At 42.4% G+C, this 18,235-nt stretch carries 19 protein-coding genes, 1 tRNA gene and 2 pseudogenes; 14 read left to right on the top strand and 8 right to left on the bottom strand.

The features are described 5' to 3' along the window. Positions 1-120 precede the first annotated feature (120 nt). Together IQ259_RS24240 and IQ259_RS24235 are read right to left on the bottom strand one after the other, a co-directional pair. A pseudogene (locus tag IQ259_RS24240) lies at positions 121-537 on the bottom strand (transposase); the annotation flags it as partial. Positions 538-622: 85 nt separating this feature from the next. Further along, positions 623-1,261: a glutathione S-transferase family protein gene (locus tag IQ259_RS24235; protein WP_193888565.1), complete on the bottom strand. Its 639-nt coding sequence runs from the start codon at positions 1,259-1,261 to the stop codon at positions 623-625. Positions 1,262-1,472: 211 nt separating this feature from the next. Between IQ259_RS24235 and IQ259_RS24230 the strand changes: the two genes are divergently transcribed. After that, positions 1,473-2,144 (top strand): SOS response-associated peptidase, encoded by a 672-nt coding sequence (locus tag IQ259_RS24230; protein ID WP_193888564.1) that lies wholly within the window; start codon positions 1,473-1,475, stop codon positions 2,142-2,144. Between the two features lie 15 nt (positions 2,145-2,159). Here IQ259_RS24230 and IQ259_RS24225 read toward each other — a convergent pair whose 3' ends face one another. Beyond that, positions 2,160-4,862 carry a CBS domain-containing protein gene (locus tag IQ259_RS24225; RefSeq protein WP_193888563.1) on the bottom strand — a complete coding sequence of 901 codons (2,703 nt, stop codon included), beginning with the start codon at positions 4,860-4,862 and terminating at the stop codon, positions 2,160-2,162. A gap of 162 nt (positions 4,863-5,024) precedes the next feature. Here IQ259_RS24225 and psbZ point away from each other — a divergent pair, with 162 nt between their 5' ends. The 5 genes from psbZ (at position 5,025) to IQ259_RS24200 (ending at position 8,688) form a co-directional block, all read left to right on the top strand. Beyond that, positions 5,025-5,213, top strand: coding sequence for a photosystem II reaction center protein PsbZ (psbZ, locus tag IQ259_RS24220; RefSeq protein ID WP_193888562.1), 189 nt, complete (start codon positions 5,025-5,027; stop codon positions 5,211-5,213). Between the two features lie 174 nt (positions 5,214-5,387). Then, positions 5,388-5,945 (top strand): 6,7-dimethyl-8-ribityllumazine synthase, encoded by a 558-nt coding sequence (gene ribH / locus IQ259_RS24215; RefSeq protein WP_193888561.1) that lies wholly within the window; start codon positions 5,388-5,390, stop codon positions 5,943-5,945. A gap of 194 nt (positions 5,946-6,139) precedes the next feature. Then, positions 6,140-6,211 (top strand) — tRNA-Gly (locus tag IQ259_RS24210). A 799-nt stretch (positions 6,212-7,010) separates the two neighbouring features. Next, complete coding sequence (locus IQ259_RS24205; protein WP_193888560.1) at positions 7,011-7,418, top strand: hypothetical protein; 408 nt, start codon at positions 7,011-7,013, stop codon at positions 7,416-7,418. A 4-nt stretch (positions 7,419-7,422) separates the two neighbouring features. Then, positions 7,423-8,688, top strand: coding sequence for a glutamate-5-semialdehyde dehydrogenase (locus IQ259_RS24200; protein ID WP_193888567.1), 1,266 nt, complete (start codon positions 7,423-7,425; stop codon positions 8,686-8,688). A gap of 240 nt (positions 8,689-8,928) precedes the next feature. Here the strand turns inward: IQ259_RS24200 and IQ259_RS24195 are convergent, their stop codons facing one another. From IQ259_RS24195 to IQ259_RS24185, 3 genes are all read right to left on the bottom strand, one after another. After that, entirely contained in the window at positions 8,929-10,167 is a 1,239-nt protein-coding gene (locus tag IQ259_RS24195; RefSeq protein ID WP_193888559.1) for a DUF3086 domain-containing protein, read from the bottom strand. A 132-nt stretch (positions 10,168-10,299) separates the two neighbouring features. Then, complete coding sequence (locus tag IQ259_RS24190; protein WP_193888558.1) at positions 10,300-10,716, bottom strand: DUF3119 family protein; 417 nt, start codon at positions 10,714-10,716, stop codon at positions 10,300-10,302. A gap of 313 nt (positions 10,717-11,029) precedes the next feature. Further along, a complete protein-coding gene (locus IQ259_RS24185; RefSeq protein ID WP_193888557.1) occupies positions 11,030-11,830 on the bottom strand; it encodes an MlaE family lipid ABC transporter permease subunit in 801 nt (266 codons plus the stop codon). Between the two features lie 411 nt (positions 11,831-12,241). On the opposite strand from IQ259_RS24185, the gene IQ259_RS24180 reads away from it, so the two are divergent. From IQ259_RS24180 to IQ259_RS24155, 7 genes are all read left to right on the top strand, one after another. After that, the gene (locus tag IQ259_RS24180; RefSeq protein ID WP_193888556.1) at positions 12,242-12,538 is read left to right on the top strand and encodes a hypothetical protein; all 297 of its coding nucleotides are present in this window, start codon (positions 12,242-12,244) and stop codon (positions 12,536-12,538) included. Positions 12,539-12,898: 360 nt separating this feature from the next. Next, positions 12,899-13,720, top strand: a complete 822-nt coding sequence (gene sppA, locus IQ259_RS24175; RefSeq protein WP_193888555.1) for a signal peptide peptidase SppA — start codon at positions 12,899-12,901, stop codon at positions 13,718-13,720. Between the two features lie 75 nt (positions 13,721-13,795). Then, a complete protein-coding gene (gene aroH / locus IQ259_RS24170) occupies positions 13,796-14,209 on the top strand; it encodes a chorismate mutase (RefSeq protein ID WP_193888554.1) in 414 nt (137 codons plus the stop codon). 32 nt (positions 14,210-14,241) lie between these two features. After that, positions 14,242-14,337 (top strand): DUF4058 family protein, encoded by a 96-nt coding sequence (locus tag IQ259_RS27660; protein WP_339383988.1) that lies wholly within the window; start codon positions 14,242-14,244, stop codon positions 14,335-14,337. After that, entirely contained in the window at positions 14,324-14,518 is a 195-nt protein-coding gene (locus IQ259_RS24165; RefSeq protein WP_339383987.1) for a DUF4058 family protein, read from the top strand. The genes IQ259_RS27660 and IQ259_RS24165 overlap by 14 nt, the downstream gene beginning before the upstream one ends. A gap of 167 nt (positions 14,519-14,685) precedes the next feature. Then, positions 14,686-14,877 carry a hypothetical protein gene (locus IQ259_RS27345; RefSeq protein WP_228014751.1) on the top strand — a complete coding sequence of 64 codons (192 nt, stop codon included), beginning with the start codon at positions 14,686-14,688 and terminating at the stop codon, positions 14,875-14,877. Positions 14,878-15,060: 183 nt separating this feature from the next. After that, complete coding sequence (locus tag IQ259_RS24155) at positions 15,061-16,263, top strand: AGE family epimerase/isomerase (RefSeq protein ID WP_193888553.1); 1,203 nt, start codon at positions 15,061-15,063, stop codon at positions 16,261-16,263. Between the two features lie 4 nt (positions 16,264-16,267). On the opposite strand, the gene IQ259_RS24150 is transcribed toward IQ259_RS24155, so the two are convergent. After that, positions 16,268-16,981, bottom strand: a complete 714-nt coding sequence (locus IQ259_RS24150; protein WP_193888552.1) for a diacylglycerol/polyprenol kinase family protein — start codon at positions 16,979-16,981, stop codon at positions 16,268-16,270. Between the two features lie 483 nt (positions 16,982-17,464). Between IQ259_RS24150 and IQ259_RS24145 the strand changes: the two genes are divergently transcribed. Continuing rightward, positions 17,465-17,677 (top strand): RNA-binding S4 domain-containing protein, encoded by a 213-nt coding sequence (locus IQ259_RS24145; protein ID WP_193888566.1) that lies wholly within the window; start codon positions 17,465-17,467, stop codon positions 17,675-17,677. Between the two features lie 432 nt (positions 17,678-18,109). Here IQ259_RS24145 and IQ259_RS24140 read toward each other — a convergent pair. Continuing rightward, positions 18,110-18,235, bottom strand: a pseudogene (locus IQ259_RS24140) (photosystem II q(b) protein); the annotation flags it as partial.

Here is an 18,235-nt window from a genome sequence, read left to right as displayed (position 1 = left end):
TGTTGGATGAGGATCTCTTGCCAAATGTTTAAGAATTTGTAATTCTACATCCATTGCCCTACTTTCCTTCCAGAGTTTTTTCTTTTCATCCTTTTATTCAGAATACTCGGAAAGTGACAGAAGAGGGCTAATCAGCTTGAGTTTATTATTAATTCCTTCTACAGTACCACTGGTAGTTCTGCCATCAGAATAACCGACTATTTTGCCAAACCATCTAATCATTGTTCCTATAGTTTTGGGACAATACAACAAGGCATCGTGCATCCAATCTAATAAATGAATTATAATATCTCCCCAAAATGTAGAGGATTCAAATATGTCTCTAAATTTTTCTTTCAAGGAGTACATCTTTGCGAGAATGAGAGAAACTGAATGGACAGATTTCAATCTGTCTTTTGGCTCTTCGTTCAAGGAATATTCATTTTTTATTAGGCTATACTTGCTAATTATGTAATCCCGCTAATCTTCCTCTTTTTCTGATTTATCCTCCAAGGACATTGCTGCTTTCTTTTCGTTTTTACGCATAGTATCCAATTCAAAAGTGTTGAATGTTAAGAAAAATTCTATAAAAATTGAAGTATCTGTTCCCAAGTTACCTAGGGAACAATCAACAGAAATTGATTTAGCAGAATTCTGCCTCTTGTGGCATCAACTCTTGTGTAATACGAATATATCCAGGCTGAGATTTGATTAGTTCTAGCCATCTTTGAACAGCAGGAAAGTTCGATAAATCAAAACCACCTTCATCAGCTACATGGGTATAAGCAAACAAGGCAATATCAGCAATCGTATAGCGATCGCCGACAAAATAGAGGTGAGATTGGAGATGGTTTTCCATCACCTTGAGTGCTGCATAACCCTGTTCACGCTTTTGTTCTAAAGCTGCTTGATATTCTTCAGCTTTACCTAAAATTGAGATCCAAAATCTTGATGTAGCAATATAGGGTTCATGACTATATTGTTCAAAAAATAACCATTGTAGAACTTGTGCTTTTAAAAAGCGATCGTAGGGTAGAAATTCTGTGTATTCACTGAGATACACTAATATAGCATTTGACTCTGCTAAGTATTTCCCTGGTTCAACTTCTAAAATAGGTATCTTACCGTTAGGATTTTTACTTAAGAATTCTGAGGAACGGCTTTCTCCTTTTAAGATGTTAACCTCTATTCTTTCAAAGGGAATGCCCATTTGTGACAATAAAAGACGTATCTTATAACCATTACCAGAGGGTAAAAAATCGTACAAACGCAGCGTTTCCATGCCAAAAAAGTGGTGAAGAGTATATAGAGAAATGAGGCTCTAAAATACAATATCTTACAAAATAATTCGGAAAGAACAGGATATTTTTTTTCTTTTATCCATCTTCATACAAAATAGAATTATCTGAAAAAATAAAAAATAAAGTATTAATGGTTTTTGGTATTTCCAAGATTTAAATGTTTAATTTAATTCATTGCTGGGAAATAAAAATATGTGTGGAAGATTTACTTTAAATCAGTCAGCCGCCGCCCTAGCCAAGGCTTTTCATCTACCGCAAATTCCAGATTTAGCGGCTCAATACAACATTGCACCTACTCAAATGGTGCCAACAGTGCTACATGACACCACAAGTAACAAGTATGAATTTCAGCAGTTACGTTGGGGGTTGATTCCTTCTTGGGCAAAAGATGCAAAAATGGGGGTCAAGCTGATCAACGCTAGGGCAGAAACAGTGGCAGAAAAACCTGCTTTTCGAGCAGCTTTCAAGCGCCGCCGCTGTTTGGTGTTAGCTGATGGCTTTTATGAATGGCAACAACAACAAGGTAAAAAGCAACCATTCTATTTTCGGCTTCAAGATGGACAACCCTTCGGTTTTGCGGGGTTATGGGAAGTATGGCAATCCCCTGGGGAAGAAAAAATTGTCTCTTGTACGATTGTGACAACAACAGCTAACGAATTACTACAACCAATTCATGATCGTATGCCCGTGATTTTGGCTCCCCAAGATTATGATTTGTGGTTAGATACTCAAGTGCAAACCCCAGAGAAACTTCAGCCGTTATTACGTCCCTATCCTGCGGAAGCGATGACTACCTACCCAGTGAGCAACTTGGTAAACAACCCTCGGCACAACAGTCCAGAGTGTATTATGCCCCAGGGCTAACAAAGATAACTCATCTTATTTAGGATAATGTTTGATTAAAAATTGTTCTGCTTCGGTTTTATTTTTAATTAATCCATCTAAGGTGACTACAAGGAGATCATCCAGGATTTGGCGATATAGGGGGCCTGGTTTGTAGCCTAAATTCTTCAGGTCATTACCGTTTAAAATTGGTTGGATGTGAGCCAATACAGTTAAGTAATGCCAGATTTGTTGTCTGAGCGATCGCGGGCTTTGCAAGGCGATTAAAATCAGCATTGGCAAGTCATACTTTCTCAGCAACTGCACTACTTGACTGGGGCGCTGAGACTGGGTTAAGAATTCTATAACTTCTGCTTGGGCTAGGGCTAGGTTTTGTAAACGTTGAATACCATCCTCTTGTAATTGCAGATTTTGTGCCACCTTTGCCCTATATTTTGGTGCTAGGTGGGCAATTAAGGCTTCTAGGCGCATTTGCCAGTGTATCAAGGTGGGTTGAGGATCAAATCGTTGCAGACAGCGTTCTAATAGCCGCAGTTGGCGTAGGAGTTCTGCATCTAAAGTCAGAGTGGGATGAATGCACTGCAAAGCCTGTAAGTTATCGAGTAATTGCAAAGCCGATTTCCAGTAAGAGGCTTCTAAGATATGTTTTAATTCTGTTTTCAGCCGAGTTTGCAGGGCTGGGGTTTTGCTATTATTTTGAGCAGTGCGATCGTAAACACCACTGTTGATAGCGTAGCGAATATATTCTTCTGTTCGCGGTTCAAATTGAAATCCAAAGCGGACGGCAAAGCGCACACCGCGATAAATTCTGGTAGGATCTTCAATAAAACTGTTGGCGTGTAAAACTCGAATTTGCTTTGCTTGTAAATCAAGTAACCCGCCAAAGAAATCGAGTAATTCTCCAGCGCGGGGAGAAGTTAACCGCAGTGCCAATGCGTTAATGGTAAAATCTCGGCGATATAAATCTTGACGAATGGAACTCGCCTCAACTTCAGGATTTGCAGCCGGGTAAGGATAAAATTCTGTCCTAGCGGTGGCAATATCCACCCACAATGAGTCTAACTCTGGGTCTTTGTGCCATAACAAAGCCGCAGTTTGAAAAGCGCCGTGAATTTCTAAACGTGCAGATGGGTAAAGTTCTTGCAAAGCTTTTGCTAGTTCCACGCCAGCACCGACATCTGCCGATTTGTGAAAGCCATCGACAACTAAATCAATATCTTTAATCATTAATGTGTCTGCTGCTTTTGCTAATAGCAAGTCTCGCACAGCACCACCAACAAGATAAAGATGCCAACCCCGTTTTTCTGCTTCTTGGGATGCTATTGTCAGCAATTGCCACAGTTGAGGTGCAAGACGTGACGCTATGCTAAGTGCTGTTAGCGGAAGCGGGAGTTGAGCAGTGTGCTGAGTTTTGAGGTCTTTAAACTCGTCACTGTTTTGATGTAGTTCTCGTAGGACATCTGTACGGGTGACAATACCGACTAGTTGCCCATCTTCTAAAACTGGTAAGCGCCCGATGTCATAAGTCACCATCAGGGACTCGATTTGTGGCAATGTAGTATCTGGTGTGATGGTTTTGAGATTGATCGTCATGTAACCCTTGACTGGCGCATGACTAAAGCCGTGGTGAAAGGCGATATCTAAATCTCGACGAGAAATAATTCCTACCAACTGTCCTTGAGCATCGACTACAGATAAACCAGAATGTCCGTAACGTAATAAAATCCGCTGTGCTTCTGCAATGGTGGTATCGGGGCGAATAGTGCGAACTGGGGAGGACATCAAATCCCTGGCGGTGGGAGGATGGGGAATGGCAGCTTTTAACTCTTCTAGAAGTTGTTCTAAAGTTGCGTGTACATTTACTCCCCGGAGGTTGAGTGATGCAGCTTGGGAATGTCCCCCACCACCCAAGGGTTGGAATAACAAGTTAAGATTGACACCAGGAATTTGCGATCGCCCAATCACAGTCAATCGTGAATCATCTTCCCCTAATGGATATTCGTTTGCCAGTAGTAAAGCATTAATTTCGCTTAACTCTACCAGTTGCGACGCTAAACTCGATAACCCTGGGACAAATCCATCTGTTTTTAAAATAACCCAAGCAATGGTATAACCACGCAAGCAGAGATATTCTAACTCTTGCAACGCTGTCGTTAATAACTGCTGCAACTGGGGTGATAAACCAGGATCACGGTAAGTAGAAATTACTGCTAAACTAGCTCCTTGCTGCATCAACCAAGCCAAAGCTAAAGCATCCCTGGCTGTTGCTTGGTCATAAGTCAAAGAACCTGTATCAACATGGATACCTAAAGCCATGACTGTGGCTTGGGCAGGTGTCAGAGAGATTTGCTGTTGTTGCAACTGCTCCACCATTAAAGTTGTAGTGGCTCCCACCGGGGCAATATGCTCTAGCGTCGCCGGAATATCCCCCACTTGCCCTAAGTGATGGTCATACACTATAATTTCTTTCAAATTGGGTAAATCTAACCATTCAGCAGCTTTACCCAGGCGATCGCGGTGTTGTGTATCCACCACTGTGATCGAGCGAATTGTTTGGGGATTCACTGAACGTCTTTCAATGAGCGGATACTCATCCCGATGTAACGCCAAAAAATCTCTCACAGGTGGATGTGCGCCCCCTGTCAGGACAATCTTACTTCCCGGTAGCAAGCATGTCAGACCTACCGCCGCCCCTAGGGCATCAAAATCAGCTGTTGTGTGACAAAGAATTAAATCCATAATCCATAGTCATTACTCAATAGTCCATAGTCAATATTTGGGCTATGGACTATTGACCAAAGTGTAACAATTTCTGCTAGGTTAAAAAATAAGGAAAAACTGTCGGTGTCGCCCTTTAGGATATTCTATCTTTAGTATTACGCTGTCTTGGGAGAAGCAAAAATGACCATAATATTCCAGTTCGCTTTAATAGCTCTCGTTTTGATGTCTTTTGTACTGGTTGTTGGCGTTCCTGTTGCCTATGCTACCCCACAAAACTGGGTTGAATCGAAAAGATTACTGTGGCTGGGTTCTGGAGTGTGGATCGCTTTGGTTCTGTTGGTTGGTGTATTAAACTTTTTTGTGGTCTAGGCGATCGCTCGGCACTGGTTCAAAACAATAGCATAAAGCTGATAGCAAAAGAAAAAGGTAGATTGAGTAATTTACCTTTTTCCTTATTTTGGATAGCTGATTGTGCGCTTCACCTCAGCCATCTGGAAAGAAGGAATGTATATTGACAAGAGTATAGTTGATTAAGAGGCAGTCATGGCAGTTTTCGAGGGAACTTTTACTCAAACTGAACCCTTGCATTTCGCAGTGGTTATTGGTCGATTCAATGACCTTGTTACTGCAAAGTTGCTTGAAGGATGTCAAGATTGCTTAAAACGTCATGGTGTAGATCCAAATCCCCACGGTAATCAAGTAGATTATGTTTGGGTTCCGGGAAGTTTTGAAGTGCCAATTGTTGCACGTCAACTAGCACTTTCCCAGCGTTATGACGCAATCATTTGTCTGGGTGCGGTTATCCGAGGACAAACACCCCATTTTGATTATGTATCTTCGGAAGTAGCCAAGGGCATCGCCGCAGCCAGCTTTCAAACAGGAGTCCCGGTAATTTTTGGCATTTTGACAGTAGACACAATGCAGCAAGCCCTAGAACGGGCAGGTATTAAAGCTAATCACGGCTGGGACTATGCTATGAATGCGTTAGAAATGGCTAGTCTGATGCGGAAATTGCGTTCTAATTTTATAGAACCATACTCATTAAATCCCCAATCTTTACCAGCGGCTCATGGTCAAGAGTCAATAGTTAATAGTCAATGACCGAATTCCAGGAATATCAGCCGACGCGGTGATCCCCAAACGCGGGGACGCGGGGAAAATTCATTCAAAAATCTCTCCGCGTCAACGCCTCTTTGCCAATCCTGGAATTAATGCCATTTGGTCAATGGCTATGGACTAAAATTTAGGGGTTGACAAATCAAAATATATCTGAGAATATGATTAATGTGAAGTTTGCGGGTATAGCTCAGTGGTAGAGCGCAACCTTGCCAAGGTTGATGTCGCGCGTTCGAATCGCGTTACCCGCTTTTTAAAAGCAAACAACTAATGGGCCATTTGAGTTCATTACATTTTTGCTAGATTACACTAGATTTCAGAAGTCTGTAGTTGAATGGCAGCGTGTAAAGAGCCATGCTCGCATCCCAGGGGCTGCAACATAATTAATTAACCTAGTACAGCATGGCGTAAATAAACCACCCATTCTAAATGTCTCAAACACTTGCGGCAAGGTAATTACGAATTACGAATTACGAATTCCGCGTAGCGGTACTAGCCTGTGAAAGAAAAGAGAGTGAAAAAGTCTCCTGCTTTCTATCTAATCCTCGGTAGGTAGAATTTAGGTGCTGTTCTATGAAAATTACTGGCTTGTATAGCAGTAGCCAAGGCAGTTAGGACATCGGCCAATGATAAAACTCATGCACTAAAAGACTTTTAACCCTGTCACCTGTCACCTGTTCCCTGTCACCTGCTATAAATACAGCCTTCTCCAACACTTTATTTTCAGAGTAGTAGCGGCGTAAGCTTAAAATTGTATTAGATATGTAAGCAGAATAAATGTCCAAAAAACTTGACTACAGCTACCGATGAAGAGCGGGAAATCCTTAAACAAGATTGCCAGCTACAGAAAAAGACAATAGATAGATATACCTATTCTTTTAGAATTGATTATTGATGCTGTTGTCAATCATGGCAGTATTTGCCTGACTTCGTTATTGATATAAACAGTTGAGAAAAAGTTGACTCCGAGAGAAACCAACTCCTCAGGCATAAAGCCGGGAATGGAACTCTCCATCTGATGAAAAACACGCTCAAGTTAGTAGAACGCTTGTGCATCCTCAAAAACCCGAAAAAATTGATTTTAACCAGGAATATCCCTGTCCCTGTCGTCGTCGGGGACGGTTAGTTCCGATTACCCTTACCGAAGCATTTGGCTGCGATCGCTGTCAACAAATCTTTGTTGTCCAAGATAATGGATATGTTCTAGAACAACTTTCGACCACCTATCCCTACAAGCGAGCTTGGCGCTGGACGGGAAATGGTTGGCATGTTGTCCATCCACGCTTGGGAGAAAGCTATCTGCCGATCGCCCTGGGCATTGTTTTCGTGTTAGTGATTATCTGGTTACCATTAGCATTGAAATTAGCAAATGGTTCCAGCATTATTGCTTGGGCAATGGTGGCGGTGCTATTGGCAATCCTGCCAGCACTTATGGTCTGGCTTACCTACCGACGTTAACTCAATGACCGTTGAAGTTTTACATGATTACCCCGAACCGATGAAGAGCGCTAAACGCGCTTATCAGGCTTCCCTGAAGTTGGGGTTTACAAAGGGAGCAGACCGTAGTCGGGCTGTGTTAGCGATGGCACAAGCTCTAGAACGGTCTTTTGATGACATTTTAGAAGCTAACACTCTGGATTTAGAAGCCAGTAAAGAAATGGCAGTGCCAGAGTTGATTTTAGACTGGTTGAAACTCACCCCGAAACGACTAGAAATCACAGTAGAAATACTGCGACGCTTGGGTGAACTTTCAGATCCCCTGCGGCGGGTGAGGAACGCTGATTATCAACCAGAAGACTCCCAGAGTTATTCTCAATTAATGGCTTTGGGAGTGATTAGTTTTATTTATGAGGCTTTTCCTGATTTAGGAGCGATCGCGGCAGGTTTGTGTATTAAAACTGGCAATAGTATCATTCTTAAGGGTAGTACAGAGACCAGTCATTCTAACGCGGCGATCGCAGAGGTATTGCAAAATGCCATTGAAGAAGTTGGTCTACCACCAGGCTGTGTAGAACTGGTGACAGCCGAACATGGAGCTTCTATCAGGGATTTGGTCACTCAAGACCAGTATATTAACTTAGTCATCCCCTACGGACGTTCCAGCTTAGTACAACAGGTAATGAGACAAGCAACTTGCCCAGTTTTAAAGTCAGCAATGGGCAACTGTTACCTTTACTGGTCACTAAATGGCAGCTTAGAGATGGTACGCTGGATGATTATTGATAGTCATCAGAGTGAACCCGATCCCGTTAATGCGATCGAAAAGGTATTAATTCATCGTCAAGCTATGCCATCATCCTTAGCGGTGCTATGGAATAGTTTAAAGGAAAAAGGCTTTGAAATCAAAGGTGATGCCGAGTTAGTCGAAGCTTTTCCCCAATTACAACTAGCCAAAGAAGGGGAATGGGGGTGTCCTTATTTAACCAAGACAGTCGCCTTTAAACTAGTGGATAGCTTAGAAGTTGCGATCGCTTGGATTAATCAATACAGTAGTGGTCATGCTGACTGTATTGCGACTGAATCTTATCAAGAAAGTCGGCAGTTTGCTTTAGGAGTCAACAGCGCTTCTACTTACATTAATACTTCCCCGCGCTTCTCCCGTAACCCTTCTCGCGGAGACTCTGTATTTTTAGGTATGTCTAACCAAAAAGGCCACCGTCGTGGATTTATTAGTCTGGAAACCCTAACTACCGCCAAACATATTATTCAAGGGAATGGGCGGTTTTAAAAGTTATAGTGGGTGACAGGTGACAGGTGACAGGTGACAGGGAACTGGTGACAGAGGTAAAAGTCTTTTAGTGCATGAGTTTTATCATTGGCCGATGTCCTAACTGCCTCGGCTACTGCTCTAAAACCAAAGTTCAGGAGATTTCCCATGCAATAGCAGGAGTTACTGAGAAACCCGCGCTCTATCGCTTTGCGATGAGCGTCGGGAGATTTCACAAAAGAATAAACAAATTAATTACACTTAAAAGTCATCATCATAATTTTTCATTGCTTTGGGGTCAGGGGCAAATGCCAACCACAGAGGAAATTGCAGCAGTCCTAAACTAATTTGTTCCTCAGAATCGTCAATGATAATTATGGGTAGTTGATTGGCTTTTACTAAACGCTCGGCTTTCTGTGCTAAAGCATCTGCGGCTTCAAATAATACTACACCTCGGTCAGGGCCAAAATCTGGGCGACCAATACCTAAACAATCTTGCAAACCTCGCCGCCATTCTCCCAAACGTTCTGGTGTATTGGCTAAAACCAGAGTACGGACGCGATCGCCATACAGTTTGTGTAGAATCGAAATAACGGCAGAAGCAATCAAAGTATTCTGTAAACGGCTACCCATTGTCCGCAAAGCACCCCGTCCCCCTTGTCCAAAAAACCAATTCGAGACTCGCTCTGCATGAACTGGTTCAAAGGTGCGGCGTAGTTGCCAAGCAGCCCCATAATAATCTGGTTTGTTGCGGTATTGATCAATTAGGCGGCGAACTTGCTTTGTAGTATCTTGAAATTGCTGTTGGGCAAATTGTGGTGTAATTGGTTGGGTTTCTGAAGGTTGAGTTTCTTTAACAGTGGGCTTTTCGCGTTCTCTAACTTCTGGAACTAGTTGTAACTGCTCCGCAGCGGCTGCTAAATCTTGTAAGCTACCAGTGAGATAGTCTTTAAAACCTTGGACGCGAATTGCTAAGTCTTGCGATGTTCCGGCAAAAGTAGTTCGCATTTCATTGCGGATACGTTCTTGACGGCGTTCTAGCTGTTCTATGGAAATTTGCAGTGCTTGTTTGCGTTGTTCTAGTTGCGTTAGTGAATCTTGAACAATGCGTCCTAGTGCAGTTTGAGTTTCATTCAATTGTGTTTGCAGCGTGCTGTAAGTTGCTTGTAAAGTAGCAATTTCGGCTTTGAGTCCGGCTTCAGTTTGTTGCAACTGAGCTAATCTTTGCTCTGCTTGGGCGTATAGGGAATTATTTTGTGATTCGGTTTCTAACCCTAATGCAGTTGTGTCAGTTGCTAACGGAACCTCTGCGACTGGTTCATTTGTGGAATCAGCCAATTCTGTATTTGTGTCACCTGGTTTTGTGTCAACTGATAAAGCTTGCATTTCTGTTTCCAGAACTGACTCTACAGATGAGTTTTCTGGTTTAGGGTTTTCTTGTTGTATTTGCTCCAACCACTCATCTATTGGTTCTGGAGTTTGAGAGGCATCAGGGTTCATAAACGATAGTGTAATTCCTATGACGCGAATAAATTATTTGCTATTTGGAGTTTTTGACCATCAACCTTTTGGGTTCGCCAGTGCGTTGCGCGGGGAACTCGCGCAACGCACTGGCGAACAATTGACTCAGCACTAAATACGTGGACAACGTTCTTCCAGGCAAGTTTTTAGGGTATTAGGGTCGAACAAAATTGGTAAAAAGTGAATACTGTTAATTTCTTTAAAATAAAACAGGACAGGAAACTCATTCCAGAATATCCGCCAGTTTTGCCATTCCTGGTAGGGAAAGCGCCGAATTAACTTTTCACCTCTGTAAATATCTAAGTCTGTGGTGGTAAATTGCAAGCGCAGTGTTACAGTTTGAAACAAAAGAAATAAGCCAAAAAATGCGATCGCTCCTCCTATCCAAGGTTGCACAATCAGTAAGGGAATGGCTGTAATCACCAACACAACAGGGATATTGTAACTAGGTTTGAGTTCCACTGTTGCTACGGAGTTAGGCGCAAATGAACTGGTCACTGTTTCAAATCCTGTTTTGTTAGTAGACATGTTTCCTATTTTAGGCGCTATGAGTTTGCTATGAGCAGGCAGGAGGAGTCCGTAGGGCAATTGATTAGAGGTAGGGGGCAGGGAGCAGGGAGAAGAGGGGACTGTAGGTACAAACCGAACTTCGTTCAGGCTCCCCCACTCGCGCTGTGGCGCGAGAAGTAAAAAGGTAAAAGGCAAAAAGTAAAAACTTTTTACTTTTTACTTTTTACTTTTTACTTTTGCCTTTCACTCTTGGTTAAAATCCCATCCCTTGTAGGTGGCTTTTCTCCCCTGCTAAGAGCTCCCTTCCCCCCTGCTTTTTTATTACTCAGCACTATCCAAACCCTTGTATGAATGCACTACCCGCACCTTGAAACATTAACCATGACAGAAAGAAGTTGCTCACAAATATCAGCAACAAAGCAGTCACTACGGCGGTTGTAGTTGACTGTCCTACACCTTTAGCGCCGCCTGTGGTTGTCAAGCCCCAACTGCAACCAACAACAGCGATTAATAAGCCGAAACAAACTGCTTTAACCAAGGCACTACAAATATCCCAAGTATCCAGCAGGTTGCGGGCGGAGTCTAGAAATACTGTATCTGCCAATCCATATATATTAGTAGCAATGATCAATCCGCCAAACATACCTGTTACTAAAGACAGGAGAGTTAAAATTGGCAGCATTAAGCAGCAAGCAATCATGCGCGGAATAACTAGATAATCTATGGGGTCTGTTCTTAAAATCAGCAAAGCATCAATTTGTTCTGTTACTCGCATAGTACCGATTTCTGCGGCAAAGGCCGACCCGACTCGCCCCGCTAAAACCACTGCTGTTAGTACGGGTGAAAGTTCCCGTGTTAACGCCACCGCCAGCACGCCGCCCACGAGATTCCCCGCGCCAAAGTTAATAAACTCTCGCGCTACCTGAATGGTAAACACAGCACCGACAAAAATTGCCGTTAACAGGGCAATAAACAAAGAGTCTGGCCCTACTGCTGCCATTTGTTCTGAAGTATTACGCCAATGGATTTTACCTCGCAGCAGGTGAACTATCACTTGTCCCCCCAGAAAAATCGCTGCCAGCAATCGCTGACCCCATGCTGCTAAACTGGATTTAGATGTAATCTGGCTCAATGTTCTGTAGCTAACTCGGTAATTGCCTTAAGAATAGCGAAAGTCAAGGGTCAATAGTTATTTGTCATTGATCATTTTTTCTTTTTCCACCCTACTCTGCTCCTCTGCATCTTTTGAAATCAGGTTTACGTTAACTTAGTTTAAAGTTACTCTCATAAAATAAAGCTTTGTCAATACCTGTTGTGATGTAATGTATTCAGGTGGCACGGGCTTAAGCTTTGAATTAGTAAGGGTTTTATAACTTTGCCAGCTTGCTAGTACAAAATACAGTTTGTGTAGTTAGTGTCTTTTTATTTAATGAAAACTTAAGATTTTTGACATATTCACTTCTAGGTAGCGATCGCTCGTATTGTAGAAAATGACAAATAGCTGTTTGGCTGTTGTGCAATTTCTTCCTGGAGGTTGTCTTTTATGACCCTGTTGATGAACTTTCTCCGTTCTCTATTACTCACGATTATTTTTAGCTTTGTTGCTCCCTTGTTCTTGGTCGGAGGCATATTGCTGATTTTATCTGTGATGGGATACTTTCCCGGACTACAAACAGTAACGGAAGCAAGCGCTACGGGTATATTACATTTTCTTGCAATTTTTGGCAGTGGCACACCTATACGTGGACTGTTGATCATTGCTTTGACTTGGGGGTTTGTCGGAGCATTGTTTGATACATATGCTTATTACCGTTGTCAAATTTTACGCATAGATTCTTGAGTAAAGAAAATGGGATCGTCGGGTGTTGACCGGCTAATAAAAAGTCGAAAACGCAATTCTAGCAAGCCTTAAAGCAGCTAGATAAAATCTGATTCGGGATTGTTGTAGCAAATTAATATTGTTAAATTTATTACTGTAATTAAAAGTTATAGATCGCCAACAATTAGCAACTGTGACGACGGAGATTATATAAAAAAGACTATAAATTTTCAGGCAGCGTACATCTAGCAAAAGGTAGTCGAAAGCGGTTTTTTCGGTGTCTGCTATAAAATGCACAATAGCAGAATGCCCATTCATTTTAATCTCTTTAATCTCTGGGCATTTTATAGTGAGATTATATACGAGGTTTTTTGATTGCTCATGGTTTGGCCGTTTAGATCCAAGTTTCGTAAACAAATTGCTCGGATTGAAATTACTGGTGCGATCGCAAGTGCTACTCGCAAACGTGTATTAGAATCCCTCAAAACTGTAGAAGAGAAGAAATTTCCCGCTTTACTTTTACGCATCGATAGTCCTGGAGGAACAGTGGTCGATTCCCAAGAAATTTACAGCGCCCTCAAGCGGTTGCGTGAAAAAATCAAAATTGTCGCTAGTTTTGGTAATATTTCCGCTTCGGGCGGTGTCTACATCGGTATGGGAGCCGAACACATCATGGCTAACCCCGGAACCATTACCGGGAGCATTGGTGTAATTCTGCGGGGAAATAACTTGGAACGCTTGCTGGAAAAAATCGGTGTTTCCTTCAAAGTCATTAAATCTGGCCCGTACAAAGACATTTTGGCATTTGATCGGGAACTAACTGAACCAGAACAAGGCATTCTGCAAGAATTGATTGACACAACTTACCAGCAGTTCGTACAAACCGTAGCCGATGGCCGTTCTTTAGCGGTAGAAACTGTGAAAAGTTTCGCCGATGGCCGGATTTTTACTGGACAACAAGCTTTAGAATTGGGAGTTGTAGACCGCCTAGGAACAGAAGAGGATGCACGTCGTTGGACAGCAGAACTGGTTGGTCTTGACCCCGAAAAAACCCCATGTTTTACCCTCGAAGAACCAAAACCTTTATTAAGTCGGATTCTACCGGGGAGTCGTCAGGTTTCATCAAGATTGGGAGCAAGTGCTGATTGGTTGGAATTTGAAATGTCAACTAATGGTCTGCCACTGTGGTTATATCGACCATAAAATAGTCAACAGTCAAAAGTCATTAGTCTTTTACTAATGACTTTTGACTCATACTAATTCAAGGAGGATTTTGGCGTGGACTGGCAAATGCGAGCGATTCGTGGAGCAACAACGGTTACGGAAAACACCATTGAAGCAATGGGAGAAGCAGTAACAGAACTGCTAGATGAACTGGAACAACGAAATCAAATCCAACCAGAGGATATGATTAGCGTGACTTTCTCTGTCACACGGGATTTGGACGCGATTTTTCCCGCTGCGATCGCTCGCACTCGTTCTGGTTGGGATAATGTAGCTATGTTAGATGTGCAGCAAATGTATGTCGAAGGGAGTTTACAACGTTGCATCCGGTTCTTAATTCACGCATACCTACCAACCTCCACGCCAATTCACCACATCTATTTGCGTCACGCCTCTAATTTACGTCCCGATTGGTGTCTACCTCAGTCTTTACACACATCACAGCCAGCAATTGAGTCAAAAGTATAAAATATCTACGTAGCACTATGGGAGTTTCATGAATGCCATCCCCCTTCCCTGGCATGAACCCCTATCTAGAATTACTTGCTCTGTGGCATGAGTTTCACAACCGATTGATTGATTGTGGCAATTTATGATGCACTTACGCCCTATCCGCAACCCAGATATGATGTAGCAGTCGAAACTCGCACCTATCTGGATGACGACAACCCTAAATTGCTGGTGGGAATTCCTGATGCCATCATGCCAACATCTGCAAAAACTGCTGTAGCGCAACCTACAGCGATAGGGTTGGCGGTGATTTACCCAACACCGTAGATGATGCTGTTGGTCTTGCCAATATCCTCAAAGATACGGAATGCTGCGGCTATCCACCTGAACAGGTACATTTATTGACTAAAGAACAGGCAAATCGAGAAGGAATCCTTGCAGCTTTAAACCAATTAGCTAAATCACGCCTGATTTTACGGTAATTGTCTATTTTTATGGGCATCGTTATCAGCCCTATAGGTGAAGCGTATTACTTAATGCCTTTTGGCTACGACCAGACCAAATTACATCAAACAGCAATTAGTGGTACAGAATTTATCAATGTGCGGGTTGCAGATTTAGCCATGTATGCGCGTGAAGTAGTACCTAGAAGAACATGCGATCGCATCTATAGCAATGAGTTTTGAAGATGTAAAAGCTTGGAACAGTGCGCTCGCTCTTGCTGTAATCTTTTGCTCTATAAATATAGACCCCGAATTAAATTACTCCATAACTTAGAAAATTATGAAACACAACTTGTAGCTCTATAATTCCATACATACTACATATTATGTGCCGTATAAAAATTTATGTATCAGGAGATCAAAATTATGACGTACGACTTGAAAACATTGACGGAACTTTACAAAAACACCCTCCTCAATGACGTACTCCCATTTTGGGAACAACACTCTTTAGACTTGGAACAAGGCGGCTACTTCACCTGCTTGAATCGTGAAGGACAGGTTTACGACACCGACAAATTTATCTGGTTGCAAAACCGCCAAGTCTGGACTTTTTCCATGCTGTACAGTCAGCTAGAAAAACGCGAAAACTGGCTTAAAATTGCCAGCAACGGCGCTAAATTTCTCGCCCAACATGGTAGAGATGCAGAAGGAAATTGGTATTTTGCCCTCACTCGCGAAGGCCAACCACTAGTACAGCCTTACAATATTTTTTCTGATTGCTTTGCAGCAATGGCTTTTAGCCAATATGCTCTAGCTTCTGGTGAAGAGTGGGCGAAAGATATAGCCATGCAAGCTTACAACAATGTTTTGCGCCGCAAAGATCATCCCAAAGGGAAATACACTAAAAGTTATCCAGGTACACGCCCGATGAAAGCTTTGGCTGTGCCGATGATTTTAGCTAATTTAACTCTCGAAATGGAATGGCTGCTACCAAGTGAAACCTTGGAGAGTGTTTTGGCTGCAACTGTTGAGGAAGTGATGAGCGATTTCCTCGATCAAGAACGAAAATTGATGTATGAAAACGTCGCCCCTGATGGTTCCCACATTGATTGTTTTGAGGGACGGTTGATTAATCCCGGTCATGGTATCGAAGCCATGTGGTTTATTATGGACATCTCCCGCCGGAAAAACGATAGTAAAACGATTAATCAAGCTGTTGATGTGGTACTAAATATCTTGAATTTTGCCTGGGATCAAGAATACGGTGGCTTGTATTACTTTATGGATGCAGATGGACATCCGCCACAGCAATTGGAATGGGATCAAAAGTTGTGGTGGGTACATCTAGAGTCTTTAGTTGCATTAGCGATGGGCTACCAGTTAACAGGACATGCAGCCTGTTGGGAATGGTATCAAAAAATGCACGATTACGCCTGGACGCACTTTGCAGATCCAGAATATGGGGAGTGGTTCGGCTACCTCAATCGCCGTGGAGAAGTGCTATTAAATCTCAAAGGCGGCAAATGGAAGGGTTGTTTTCATGTACCCCGTGCTTTGTATTTGTGTTGGCGACAGTTTGAAGTTTTAAGTTCCCAGTCTGTTGAACATGTAGCCACCCGGAAGTAGTGTTTTAGGTGGCTATTTGCATCAATATCCATATCACTCCTGCTCCTACTAATGGCACACTAAGGTTATCTGTACCGTGGGGTGAGATAGCCTCAACTAAAGTCGCAAAACTAGCACTAACTAACGCTGTTAACAAAGCCTGTTTGACACCAACAGATACAGATAGAGGGCTAAGGAATGAAGCAGGTAACAACAGCAGTACTAAAAATATTGCTGTTACACTAGCTAAAAACATCGCCAGCGAACCCTCCCAAGAACGCACAGATGAGCCTACTTGGTATTGATGTCGTCCGAAACGTTTGCCAATTAATGCAGCTAAAGCATCTCCCCAAGTCATGGACATAATACCAGCGACTGCAACGGGAGCATTGTCAACTAAGCCATGCGGTCGCCAGAATAAACCAAAAAGTAGTGTCACTGAAATTGCAAAATAAACTGTACCAGGGGAACTGTCCTCAGTATCCATTGCACCAACAACTCGATAACGGTAAAGCAAATAATTAACACCGATAAAAGTTGCAAAGGGGATAATCCCGATTTCCCACTGTTTAAATAGCAGCAGTACACCAAAAACCCACATCCCCGCACCAATATGAATAACTTTGCGGGTTAAATCTGGCTTGATACTAAACAGCCTCCGCAATCCTTCACCAAAAGCTAATAAACCAATGGCGTAGGTGTAAGATGCTACTAGTCCGAAAAGATCATTGTTAGTCATTATTTAATTGGATGCGCCATAGAAGTAAGCTATTAAGCATTTAATTTGCAGATTGAGACCGCAGGGGGGCAGGTGGTCATTGAGCCTAGCCGAAGTGGAACAGGGGAGAGGGTTTGCAGCTTTTATTACCATGAAAATGGTGCAATTTGAATGACGATTAGCTTATAACCCATATTCCGCACTTCAAAATGTATTATCTTGATTTTCAAGAATTATTCCTAATAACCCCCAAGCTTTTAAGAATAAGTACTGAAAATAATCTGTGGTTTTTGTTGTTTATTTAACGATTATCAGGTAGATTTTGGAAATCTACGCGTATTACACGGTGAAGTGCGGAAAGTCGGTTATAACTATAAGCGATCGCACTTTCACAGCTTTAAAATCTACTAAAATCCTTTTAAATAATACCGAGGGTGTAATTGAGCAATCACACCACCCTAAAATTAAGTTGATATGCAGCGTGAAGTACCTTCGACAGGCAACATGATTAAACTCGACCAGTTTTTAAAGTTGGTAGGTATAGCCACAACCGGAGGGCAAGCCAAGTTAATGATTATTGATGGTGATGTGAAAGTTAATGACGCAGTTGAAACCCGACGAGGACGGAAATTAATATCAAGCGACCAAGTAACGGTAGCAGGGCAAACTTTCAAGGTTGAGGACATAATTCAACCCTCCAGTTCTGAGGAAAACTAAGTGATCACCCCATGCCATTCCCTACTTCTTCCAAGGTAGCTTTGTACCCATCTCAGTCAATGCCGAGAACACGAGATATATAACAAGCAAACCAGCACTGATAATAAAAATCACAACGTCGTTGTTCATTGGTAAAATGCCTAGGTGAGGTATTTGACCTAAGATTTAAACCGACTTTCCGCACTTCACCGTGTAATACGCGTAGGTTTCCAAAATCTACCTGATAATCGTTAAATAAACAACAAAAACCACAGATTATTTTCAGTACTTATTCTTAAAAGCTTGGGGGTTATTAGGAATAATTCTTGAAAATCAAGATAATACATTTTGAAGTGCGGAATATGGGTTTAAAGTTTACCACCTCCAATCATCGACATTAAAAAGCGCCCCCCTTCGGAGAGCGCCTTTGATTTTATTTAACCTAGTTAATGATTAACCGTTGATAGAAGGAGCAGTAAGTGCAACAGGAGCAACATCACCAGCAGCCAAATCTAAGGGGAAGTTGTGAGCATTACGCTCGTGCATAACTTCCATACCCAGGTTAGCGCGGTTGATGAT

It is taken from the genome of Fortiea sp. LEGE XX443 (assembly GCF_015206815.1).
In the GTDB taxonomy this organism is placed as follows: Bacteria; Cyanobacteriota; Cyanobacteriia; order Cyanobacteriales; family Nostocaceae; genus Nostoc_B.
The sequence above is the reverse complement of the archived record's forward strand: the minus strand, read 5'-3'. Positions and strand labels throughout refer to the sequence as shown.